The following is a 10,678-nucleotide window of genomic DNA, read 5'->3' as shown; positions in this document are numbered from 1 at the left end:
GTCTATTAAATATTCCTCTAACTCTCGCAGCAGTCTTTTACGCCCCTTAAACCGTTCGTCACCTAGTAAGCGGTGGTATAACTCTAGTTGTTCTTTGTCTAACTTGGAAGTGTAGGCTGCTAACGAACTTCGAAGGGCGACTAAATCATCTAAGGCTAGTTCGCGCTTGCTCAGTCTATGACTAATGGTTCCAACTTCTTCATAAGACTGACGATCGAAGCGGCGTTTTTGGCTCTCTTGCTTGCGAAGAATGTCATGAATATGATTCCGAAATTTTGTTTTGAAGTAACGATAGAGGCGACTTTCATCTTGACTGATATCTGGATGACTTTCTTCCAGCTGGTGATAAACCAGCATACCCTCTTGTTCCCAGTCACTACTCTCCCATAAATGTACATAATAATCCCGTGCACAGCGCCGAACAATCCACTGCACTTTCTCATAGCGTTCCTTGAAGTTCATGTTATCTCCTTTTTCTTTGATAATATGATTCTACAAGAAAATCTTCTCCTTCAGGGGACATTCCTCCATCCTGTCTATTTTATACCCTAACTAGTACCTAACAAAAAAATTTGAGACATCTCAGGGACTTTTTATGACATGTTAGGCTTTAAAGAATAAAAAAATAGCTTGATTACACAATTAGTAATCAAGCTATTTAATAAGAAAAGCATCTCTTAATTTTCTTCCATTTTAGATTTTATTTCATCATAGGAAAGGGCATGTGCTTCTCGTTCTAAGTCTTTTTCAGACTCTTCTGGCATATGACCTGTTTCATAGAGAGATTTAATTTGGTTGCTATCAAGCGTTTCGTATTTAAGCAATGCTTCTGCAATCAATTTATGGGTTTCACGATTTGCTTGAATAATCTCAGCTGCTTTGTTTCTTGCTTCATTTAGTAATGAACGAACTTCCTCATCAATCTCATAGGCTGTTTGCTCTGAAATTGATTTTTGAGGACTTTGTGCACCAAACATAGCATGGTTACCTTCGTATTGGACTGGGCCAAGTTTTTCACTCATACCGTATTCAGTGACCATTGCACGCGCCATCTGTGTAGCTTGTTCAAAGTCATTGGAAGCTCCTGTGGTTTGGACATTAAAGATAATCTCTTCAGCTACACGACCACCCATGAGACCAGCCAATTGCTCTTTCATGTCTTCTTTAGACAGAAGCATTTGGTCTTCTTTAGGCAGGGCAATCATATATCCACCAGCACGACCACGAGGCACAATGGTTACCTTGTGTACGACACGCGCATTGGACAAAACAAGTCCGACAATCGTATGCCCCGCTTCATGGTAAGCGACAATCTGACGATCACGCTCTGAAACGGTTTTATCTTTCTTAGACGGTCCTGCGATTACTCTGTCTTCAGCTTCATCAATATCATCGGCATCGATGACTTTTTTGTTACGACGCGCTGCAACCAAGGCAGCCTCATTTAAGACATTTTCCAAATCAGCACCAACAAAGCCAGGTGTCTGCTGAGCAACTAGTTTCAAATCAACATTTTTAGCAAGCGGTTTATTCTTAGCATGAACGCGAAGAATCGCTTCCCGACCTTTCACATCAGGACGACCAACTAAAACTTTTCTGTCAAAACGACCTGGACGTAGAAGAGCTGGATCAAGAACATCCGAACGGTTAGTAGCCGCAATGATAATGATACCTTCATTGCCCTCAAAACCATCCATTTCAATCAAGAGCTGATTAAGAGTTTGTTCACGTTCATCATTACCACCGCCAAGTCCAACACCACGCTGACGACCGACGGCATCAATTTCATCGATGAAGATAATAGCAGGAGCCGCTTTTTTCGCATCTTCAAATAGAGAACGAACACGGCTTGCTCCGACACCTACGAACATTTCAACAAAGTCAGAACCTGAGATGCTGAAGAAAGGAACACCTGCTTCACCAGCAACTGCCTTGGCAAGCAAGGTCTTACCAGTCCCCGGAGGACCTTCCAAAAGAACACCTGCCGGAATACGAGCACCCAGCTTAGTATAACGTTTTGGATCTTTCAGGAATTCAACAACTTCAACAAGTTCTTGTTTTTCCTCTTCTGCACCAGCAACATCTGAGAAGCGTACTTTGATATCTTCTTTATTGGCCGCACGAGCTTTATTGCGTCCAAAATTCATAGCGCCACGAGCACCGCCACCGCCTTGATTCATCATAGACATAAAGATGAAGGCGATGATGATAAATGGAACCAAGGAAATCAAAAGATTAATCCACATTCCACTGGAGCTTTCACGCTTAATAGTCACTTCTGTCTCATGCTCAGCAGCTAACTTTTGCAAATCAGAAACTGTTGTATCTGATGGCAAAACAACACTAGTAAATCTGCTAACTTTTGAGATTTCCGGACTGAAAAACAGGATTCCTGTCGTATCTTTTGATTCTTTAGGTTTTTTATAAGTACCCGATACCTCGATAATACTACCATTTGGCTGGTAGCTCATCTCCGTCACATTATTATTTTGGATTTCTTTCACTAATTGACTGTAGTTGATTTGCTGGCTACGACCTGTTGCATTTCCTGTAAAGAAATACTGAAAACCTGTAACAAGGACTACAATAATTAGAATATAGAGAAAAGGATTTTTTATAAAACCATTATTTTGTTTATTTTTCATTTATATCTAGTAAACCTTTATTTTGTATAAACTTCTTCTTTTAAGACACCTACATAAGGAAGATTGCGATAATACTCATCATAATCTAGTCCATAACCCACTACGAATTCATTTGGAATTGTAAAGCAAGTATAGTCTGCCTCAATGTCAACAATGCGTCCTTCTGGCTTATCCAACAACGTAGCAATTTTTACAGAAGCTGCATTTCTTTCTTTGAATAAATTACACAAATTCTTCAAAGTTTGGCCAGTATCGATAATATCTTCGACAAAAAGAATATCACGACCAGTAATATCTTGATCAATATCTTTGATAATATTAATCACGCCACTACTAGTTGTACCGCCATGGTAACTAGACACCAGCATAAAATCTAATTCAATATCTGTATCCACGTGTTTGATTAATTCGGCCATAAAAGGAACCGAACCCTTCAAAATTCCTACAAAAATAGGCTTTTTACCTTGATAGTCTACTGTCAGCTGTTGCCCCAATTTTTTTGCTGCTGCTACGATTTCCTCATGAGAAACCAATACTTTTTTAATATCTTGTTCTAGCATAATTTTACCTATCTAATTTTCTGAATATAAAGTACAGTACTCATTATATCACTTTTTAATTCCTTACTCAAATCACTGATAGCGATATTTACAATTGCCAATATCTGCTGATTTTGCTCCACAATAATCGCTTTTCCTCGTTCTTCAAATGGAATTTTTTGATCAATGAATAGCCGACGAAGTTTTTTGTGATGTCCCTTCAAACGAAGACAATCACCTGTTTTCCTGAGACGTAAAAGAAGTGGTGTTTCACGTGAAACTGCAATCGCTTGAACATTTTCACCCTCCAAAAGAGTGCCAAATGAGAATTGATAGTCCCCAAATTGAAGTTGATTACCACATTCTAACAGAATTGAGTCCACTTTCAAATCAGACTTACGACTGATTTTTCTGATTTCAAAGTGCTTATAATCCTTCACCAATTCATATCCATCCTTTAAAGGGTGGATGTAATTAGCCTTGGTTCGTAAGATTCCTAAGATTTCTTCAAATTGCTTTTTATTTATATTTAATGAAGGAAATTTCTTCAAATACTCCTGCAGAAGGAAATTTTGAACTTCTGGAATTTGCCGCTCAAACACTTCAAGTTTTGTAATGTCCAAACCTTGCGTCAGATGAGACAAAGCTGTCTGTAAGTTCCCAACTTCTTTCCCTAAAGAAATCAGAGAATCCTTAAAGCGTGGATTTTCCTTTTCAAGACTGGGAAGATAAAGATTACGAATCCGATTTCTGAGATAATCATTTTGAAGATTGCTCTTATCTTCAAAATGCAAAATATCAGGGAAATCTTGCTTATAAAAATAAAGCAGAGGTCGGATTAATTCTCCATTTGCAAAGGGTTGAAGCTCGGTCATTCCAGACAAGTGGCGCAGCCTTGCTCCTCTCAATAACCTCATAAACACCGTCTCAGCCTGATCATCAGCATGATGAGCCGTTACCAAGGCCGTGTAGCCTTCTGCCAACATGATTTCTTCAAAAAAACGATAGCGAAATCGCCGAGCTTTTTCCTCGGAAAAATCACCAGAAAAATTTGAGCTGAAAAATTTTACACCAAGTTGCTGGGCAAAATTTGACAGCTCTTTTTCTTCCATATTCGATTCTGGTCGTTGCTTGTGGTTGACATGCGCTATTCCCAGTTCAATCTCTAGCTCTTCCCTGTTCTGGTACAAAAGATGGAACAAAGTCATCGAATCCAAGCCACCAGAAACTGCTACCAGCACTTTTCGATGATTTTGAAAATACCGCTTTTCCTGCATTTGTTTGCGAAACTTCTGATCAATCATTTCAGAACTCCGTACACATCATCTGCGATTTTAGAAATTGTATCGTAATCCGAATTATTCGTAAGAATAGCAATGATAAATGGCGAATCCGCATACACAATAGCGACATCATGCTTGAAGTCGTAAGCATCACCAATTTTATGAGCAACTTTTACATTGATGTTTTTAGAAATTCGCTGATTGTCATAATTTGTCTGAGACAAGGCATCGATAATCATGCCATTTTGCTTATAAATGGCTTCCATAACATTGCCTGCCATTCGAGCTGAAGCTTGTCTGCTTTCCACATCCCACTTCTTGCCCGCAATTTTTTCAATAGTATTTTGAAATTGGCTATCAGATTGATTGCTTGTATAATAGGCGAGGATATTGTGGGCCACATTATCCGACTCTTTTGCTACACCATTGATTAAGTCCTGCACAGAATATTCCTTGTCATTTGCTGATTTGGAAATACTGCCGCTTCCCTCAGGGTCATAGGCACCTGCAAAATCATTGACAGCCGCTGTATATTTTAACTTTTTATCCAAGGAAAGGCTATGATTGTTTAGTTGCTCCTGCGCATAATAAAGATAAGGAATTTTCGTCACACTGGCTGAGTACATTTGTTGATCTGGATTAATGCCTGCTTCTTTGCCCGTGTCTAGCTGTTTTACATAAATAGAAAAGTCAGCTTTTTTGTACTTAGAGTTTAAAAGCTCCTGAACCTTTTCCATCCGATTATCTTCTTGGGAAAGAAAATCAACAGAAACCCAACCTTGACCTTCAATTTTAGCGTATTCGCCCTTAGCTGTTTGAGCAATTTGTACTACCTTTACTTTGCTATAAGCTGGTAGTTTAGCTGCAATCTTTTTAGAAGAATTGATCGGGATAGTATCATAGAGCACATAGTTAGGGACCAGCCATTTTTCCTGTTTAACATCTGTGATAGACTGAACCGTATCCTCATAAATGCTATTCTTATCTGCAATTACAAACTGGCCATTCTTTAATTTAAAGATAGGAATCCCAGCCTCATTCACGTGCAACTCTGTCAGCTCTAGTGGCTGATCTGGCAAAAGTTTCCCAGCTACCTTAGTCAAAGTAGCATCCGTAAAAGTAGGCGTTTCTTCATAAACATTAGGATTTGTAGGGATACTCGTATGATAACGGCCATAAGCTGTACCTGTAAGCTGATACTTTTCTTCTTCGTCTAAAACAAGTTCCTTTTCAGTACTGATTGCTGTTTGACTGCTCCATAAGGCTGGCAGTAAAAATATCAGCAAAAGTAACTTACGCATGACCTCCCCTTTCCTTTTTTGTTTCTTGAAGTTTTAAAGCTTGATTCTTTTCGGATAATTCTGCTAGTTTTTCATCCGAAAAAGATAAAAATTTCTCTATATTTTGAAGTAAATGTTCCATGACTATTGTGGTAATAAATCTGGTGTTGTGTAAATGTATTCTCCTTCTTTTGAAAAAGAATACTTGGCACGAGCATATTTGGCAGCATAGCTGTCATCTTTCAACTTAGTAGCAATGTCAGATTGATAGCTCTTTTCTTCGCCTAATTTTTCATATTTTTTCTGTAGTTGTGCATATTGAGCACGACGATTAAGTAAAGTTTCGTAACTTTGATATAAATTATAGGCTGGAAGAATAAAAAGTAGCATGACTAAAATTAGAACCCATCCCATAAAACGATTTCGCTTCCGACGTTCCTCATCGAGGTATCTGCGACGCTGATTTTCATCTTGGATAAAGCGATTATTTATTTGAACAATATTTCTAGACATTTTCTTCAATCCTTGTCTCACTGATAATTTCATACATTTTAGCAGCATCTTCTTTTTTGGTGCTGTCTTTCATTTCTAGCACCCGCACTGTTAGCAGCTTATTGCCAAAACGAACTTCAATTTGATCATTGACTTTCAAATCTGTCGAACTTTTTGCCAAGATTCCATTTACCTTGATACGACCTTTATCTGCTACCTCTTTAGCTACTGGGCGTCGCTTGATAATACGTGATACCTTTAAATATTTGTCTAATCTCATAGTCTTTTCCTCGATTTTCTCTTAATATTCTATCATTCTTTTGAAAGAAACAAAGCTAAAAAGCTGAAATTTTACCGAATTGTAATGTTTATTCAGCTTTTCGATTCTTGATTTCTACCAGTTTTTCACCAAAGTTCAGCAAGTTTTCCAAAATCTCGAAATCTTTTTTATTCCGAACATCAAAAACGACTTCAATCAAGCCTTTCTGCTCTCCAATTCGAGCCTTTAGATTTGTCGCTGACAAGGCTTCAAAATAATCTTGGGTCAGATAGATTTGCTGAGAAATTTTTTCAAAACGAATGATGACAGATTCTTGCTTCCGCTCAACAAGTGCCACAAAAGCCTGATCAAGATAGGACTTGACTAAGCCAATCTCTAGTAGATAAGCCACTACGTCCGGATATTCTCCAAAGCGGTCAATCAATTCATCTTGCAGATGTTCATAGTTTGCACGATTGTCAATTTCACGAATTCTCTTGTAAACTTCGATTTTCTGACGTTCATCAGAAATATAATTACTTGGAAGATAGGCATCAATTTGAAGATTGATTTCAGCGTTACTTTTTTGGCGTTTGGTTTCCTTACCTTGCTTCTTAGCAATGGCCTCTTCCAAAAGTTGAGAATACATTTCAAATCCTACAGAATCAATAAAACCTGACTGTGAACTTCCTAAAATATTTCCTGCTCCTCGGATAGACAAATCCCTCATAGCAATCTTGAATCCAGATCCTAGCTCGGTAAATCCTTTAATGGCTTCTAGTCTTTTTTCTGAAACTTCAGTCAGAGATTTATCTGGTCGGTACATAAGATAAGCATAAGCGATTCGATTGCTGCGGCCAACTCGACCACGAAGTTGATACAAGGTTGACAGCCCCATATGGTCAGCATTTTCGATAAAGAGAGTATTTGCATTTGGAATATCGACACCAGTTTCGATGATCGTTGTTGTAACTAAAATATCATATTCTCCATTAACAAAGTCTAAAAGGGTATTTTCTAAACGCACCTCTGTCATCTGTCCATGAACATAACCAATTGAAGCCTCTGGAATCAACTCTTTTAATTCTGAAACTTTTTGCTCAATGGTGTCAACTTTATTGTAAAGGTAGTAAACTTGTCCGCCTCGGTCTATTTCACGCAAAACCGCATCCCGAATAACCGTCCTATTATTCTCTAAAACATAGGTTTGGACTGGATATCGATTTGTCGGTGGTGTTTCAATGACCGATAAATCTCGAATCCCTAGCATCGACATATGGAGGGTTCGTGGAATAGGAGTGGCCGTCAAGGTCAGCACATCAACCTTCTTTTTAAGCTCCTTTAACTTTTCCTTATGCTTGACACCGAAACGCTGCTCTTCATCTATCACCAGTAGTCCCAAATCGGAGAATTTTACATCTGCTGATAGAAGGCGATGGGTACCGATAATAATATCAATCTGCCCTTTTTCCAATTTTTCTAGAGTCTCTTTTTGCTCCCCTTTACTTCTAAAACGACTGAGAACATCGACATTCACGGCAAAATCATTGAAACGTTCTTTAAAGTTTGTGTAGTGTTGCTGAGCTAAAACAGTGGTCGGAACTAAGATAGCCACCTGTTTATGATCGTTGACAGCCTTAAAAGCAGCCCTCATAGCCACCTCTGTCTTCCCAAAACCAACATCGCCAACCAAGAGTCGATCCATAGGACGGTCACTCTCCATATCCTTCTTGATTTCCTGAATGCTTCTGAGCTGATCATCTGTTTCCACATATGGAAAGGCATTATCAAACTCTACTTGATACTGGTCGTCACTAGAAAATTGAAAACCTTTTAATTGACTACGCTCTGCATATAATTTAATAAGGTCATCGGCAATGTCTTCAACCTGGTGTTGTACTTTTTGCTTCGTTTTTTGGAAACGCCCATCATTTAATTTATTAATTTTAGGTGCTTTTCCATCGCTAGCTACATATTTAGATAGAAGGTTGATTTGATCCACCGGAATGGAGATACGATCTGCATTTTGATACTGAATCGTCAAATAATCCCGATGAACTCCTGAAACCTCAATCGTTTCAATTCCTAAATAGCGACCAATACCGTGGATATTATGAACCACATAATCGCCTTTTTCCAGCTCATTATAGTCTTTCAGCCTTTCAGCATTAGAAATATTTTGACGACGAATCCTACGTTTGATTTTTTTCTGAATCATCTCATGTTCAGTAATCAAAATGATTTTTTCATCGACAAAATTAAATCCTTGAACGAGATTTCCTTCTATAAGCTGGACAGCTTTTTCATGGATGTCTTTTTCCTTGGTGTAATCTAAATGAATCTCATAATCCTGTAAAGTTTTATGTAAATTTTGTAAACTTGAGGCTGAATTTGCTTGTAAGACTACCGTATAGTCCGATTTCCTAAAGCGATTGATTTCTTCTTTTAAGAGAGGAAACTGACTAAAGAATTCCTGCATTGGATATTGATTAAATTGATAAAGTGCATCAAATTTTAGATTTCCTAAGCCTTTATGGAAATTAGAAAAAAATGTAGCAGGTTTATATTTACGATAGTCCTGATAATTATTTGCAAAGTATTGTTGATTTGACAGTGCTTTACTATTTTGTAAATCATCTGTCAAGATATCGGCAACTTCTAACTCAAACTGTGCATGCTTGTCCATTATCTTTTGAAAATCATCAAAAAATATAGGAGTGTGAGTTGGTAGATAGTCTAAAATAGTCCATTCTTTCTTATAAAAAAAGGAAAGAAATTTGCGAATATCTGCATGATGAGATTGCTCTCTAACAGAGCTTAATACTTCTTCTAAATAGGATTTTAAAGAAGGATCAACAACCGTAGAAAGGGACGCTTCTAGATTTTTCTGTCCTCTTGTATAATCTTCTTCTGTCAATAGAAGATCTGTGACAGGCTCTATCAAAATTTGTTCCACATTTTCAAGAGAAAGCTGGTTTTCAGGATTGAAAATCCTGATGCCATCAATCTCATCTCCAAAAAACTCTATCCGATAAGGATATTGAGCCGAGCGTTCAAAAATATCTAGAATATCCCCTCTCAGACTGTACTCTCCTTGACTGAGAACCTGAGAAACCTTTTTATAACCATTACTTGACAAAGACTTTACTAGGTTGTCAAGGTTATATTCTTCAGTAACAGAAAGAATAAGCTCAGATTTTTTAAAAATATCAGGCTTAGGCAAGAATAAACGACTGGCTGCGACGTTGATGATCAGAATCCCATTCTTCTCTTTGTCTGATAAAAAATTCATGGCTTCTAATCTGGCAAAGATTTTTTCTTGCGATGAAAAAACAAACTCAGCTAAAGGCGTATCATCTGCCAGGAAAGTATAAACCTTTTCTTCTCCTAACAAAGAAATCAAGTCACTAGCCAGACGCTCTGCTTCGTTTTGACTCGAAGTGATGACTAGGATTTTCTCCTGCTCTTCTAAGCTACTGGCAATCGCCAAAGCCTTTGTTGAAGCTGAAAGTCCCATCACTAACTGACGGGTCTTCTTTTGTAATTGTTTCTTCCAATCTACAATTTGTTGGTTTCGACCAAATAGATCAAGTAGTGTCATTGTCTTATCCATTGTATTGTTGCATGGTCTGCTCAAAATTATCAGTTTGTAAATAATGATTTACAGCACTGTCAACTTTTTCTAATGTGTTTAAAATACTGATATAATCGTCCTCATCAAATTTTCCTAAAACATGATGAATAACTGACATATTATTTTTAGGTCTTCCAATGCCGATTTTCACTCGCTTGAATTCCTGTGTTCCAATATGTTTAATGATGGACTTAATACCATTGTGCCCGCCAGCTGAACCTTTAGTACGAAGACGAATTTTCCCAACTTCCATATCCAGATCATCATAAATAACGAGTAAGTCATCTATATCCAAGCCGTAGTAAGTGAGCAGGGCATGGACTGCTTTCCCACTTTCATTCATAAAAGTAGTTGGTTTTACAAAATAGACTTTTTCCCCATTCAAGAAAGTTGAAGCAATGTCTGCTTGAAAAATCTTATCTGCTATAAACTTTAGATTTAATTCTTTACACATTTTGTCAACTAACATAAAACCTACATTATGTTTGGTCTCAAAATATTTATCACCTGGATTTCCCAATCCAACAATTAATTTTGTCATTTTAC

General features: G+C 37.7%; 10 protein-coding genes. All 10 read right to left on the bottom strand.

Annotated elements, in window-relative coordinates:
- On the bottom strand, positions 1-462 hold a 462-nt coding region (locus A0765_RS03375), incomplete at its 3' end, for a sigma-70 RNA polymerase sigma factor region 4 domain-containing protein (RefSeq protein ID WP_062004611.1).
- Between the two features lie 215 nt (positions 463-677).
- Positions 678-2,645 carry an ATP-dependent zinc metalloprotease FtsH gene (gene ftsH, locus A0765_RS03370; RefSeq protein WP_062004609.1) on the bottom strand — a complete coding sequence of 656 codons (1,968 nt, stop codon included), beginning with the start codon at positions 2,643-2,645 and terminating at the stop codon, positions 678-680.
- Between the two features lie 17 nt (positions 2,646-2,662).
- Complete coding sequence (gene hpt / locus A0765_RS03365) at positions 2,663-3,205, bottom strand: hypoxanthine phosphoribosyltransferase (RefSeq protein ID WP_045499858.1); 543 nt, start codon at positions 3,203-3,205, stop codon at positions 2,663-2,665.
- Positions 3,206-3,213: 8 nt separating this feature from the next.
- Complete coding sequence (gene tilS, locus A0765_RS03360) at positions 3,214-4,488, bottom strand: tRNA lysidine(34) synthetase TilS (RefSeq protein ID WP_062004608.1); 1,275 nt, start codon at positions 4,486-4,488, stop codon at positions 3,214-3,216.
- Positions 4,485-5,768, bottom strand: a complete 1,284-nt coding sequence (locus A0765_RS03355; RefSeq protein ID WP_062004606.1) for a serine hydrolase — start codon at positions 5,766-5,768, stop codon at positions 4,485-4,487. Before A0765_RS03355 ends, tilS begins: the two co-directional genes overlap by 4 nt.
- A complete protein-coding gene (locus A0765_RS10600; protein ID WP_095666408.1) occupies positions 5,761-5,889 on the bottom strand; it encodes an SP_0009 family protein in 129 nt (42 codons plus the stop codon). The genes A0765_RS03355 and A0765_RS10600 overlap by 8 nt, the downstream gene beginning before the upstream one ends.
- 2 nt (positions 5,890-5,891) lie before the next feature.
- Positions 5,892-6,260 carry an FtsB family cell division protein gene (locus tag A0765_RS03350; protein WP_045499867.1) on the bottom strand — a complete coding sequence of 123 codons (369 nt, stop codon included), beginning with the start codon at positions 6,258-6,260 and terminating at the stop codon, positions 5,892-5,894.
- Complete coding sequence (locus tag A0765_RS03345) at positions 6,253-6,519, bottom strand: RNA-binding S4 domain-containing protein (RefSeq protein WP_062004605.1); 267 nt, start codon at positions 6,517-6,519, stop codon at positions 6,253-6,255. Before A0765_RS03345 ends, A0765_RS03350 begins: the two co-directional genes overlap by 8 nt.
- 88 nt (positions 6,520-6,607) lie before the next feature.
- On the bottom strand, positions 6,608-10,111 hold the full coding sequence (gene mfd / locus A0765_RS03340) for a transcription-repair coupling factor (RefSeq protein WP_142325630.1): 3,504 nt from the start codon (positions 10,109-10,111) through the stop codon (positions 6,608-6,610).
- Complete coding sequence (gene pth, locus A0765_RS03335) at positions 10,104-10,673, bottom strand: aminoacyl-tRNA hydrolase (RefSeq protein ID WP_062004603.1); 570 nt, start codon at positions 10,671-10,673, stop codon at positions 10,104-10,106. Before pth ends, mfd begins: the two co-directional genes overlap by 8 nt.
- Positions 10,674-10,678: the final 5 nt, after the last annotated feature.

Source organism: Streptococcus cristatus (assembly GCF_001588905.1).
GTDB lineage: Bacteria > Bacillota > Bacilli > Lactobacillales > Streptococcaceae > Streptococcus > Streptococcus cristatus_N.
Note: the sequence above shows the minus strand (reverse complement) of the source record. Positions and strands in the feature narration are given on the sequence as shown.